A 617-nucleotide genomic window follows, 5' to 3' on the forward strand; every position below is an offset into this window, starting at 1 on the left:
TGACTGGGGTGAAGTCGTAACAAGGTAGCCGTATCGGAAGGTGCGGCTGGATCACCTCCTTTCCAGAGCTTCTCGCGAAGTTGAGCGCTCACGCTTATCGGCTGTAAATTAAAGACAGACTCAGGGGTCTGTAGCTCAGTCGGTTAGAGCACCGTCTTGATAAGGCGGGGGTCGTTGGTTCGAATCCAACCAGACCCACCATTGTCTGGCGGTAACACACCTGAGGCATCTGTACTCATGGGGGCATAGCTCAGCTGGGAGAGCACCTGCTTTGCAAGCAGGGGGTCGTCGGTTCGATCCCGTCTGCCTCCACCAATCACCAACGCTAAGGGCTTGGTTCAGACACTGAACCGAGAATTTTGCATTGGCGATTGAGCCAGTCAGAGCGGTACGAAGTAGGTATCGGCTGTCGTTCTTTAACAATCTGGAAGAAGTAAGTAATTTGGATAGCGGAAGCGTCTTGAGATGGACGTGGAAGTTATCCGGGTTGTGATTGTATCGATGTATCTCAAGATGATTCGAACTCTATGTTCGACTCAATTGGAATACGGCACAACGCGAGAACTCAACCTGTAACGAGACAGACTCGTTATAGGGTCAAGCGAACAAGTGCATGT

2 tRNA genes and 1 rRNA gene are annotated in these 617 nt (G+C 51.1%); all 3 read left to right on the plus strand.

From position 1 onward, the window contains the following. Window positions 1–62, plus strand: a 16S ribosomal RNA gene (locus C5F75_RS05055); the annotation flags it as partial. Window positions 63–124: 62 nt separating this feature from the next. After that, a tRNA-Ile gene (locus C5F75_RS05060) sits at window positions 125–201 on the plus strand. Window positions 202–239: 38 nt separating this feature from the next. After that, a tRNA-Ala gene (locus C5F75_RS05065) sits at window positions 240–315 on the plus strand. Window positions 316–617 lie beyond the last annotated feature (302 nt).

This window comes from Burkholderia anthinoferrum (genome assembly GCF_002925705.1).
Classification (GTDB): domain Bacteria; phylum Pseudomonadota; class Gammaproteobacteria; order Burkholderiales; family Burkholderiaceae; genus Burkholderia; species Burkholderia semiarida.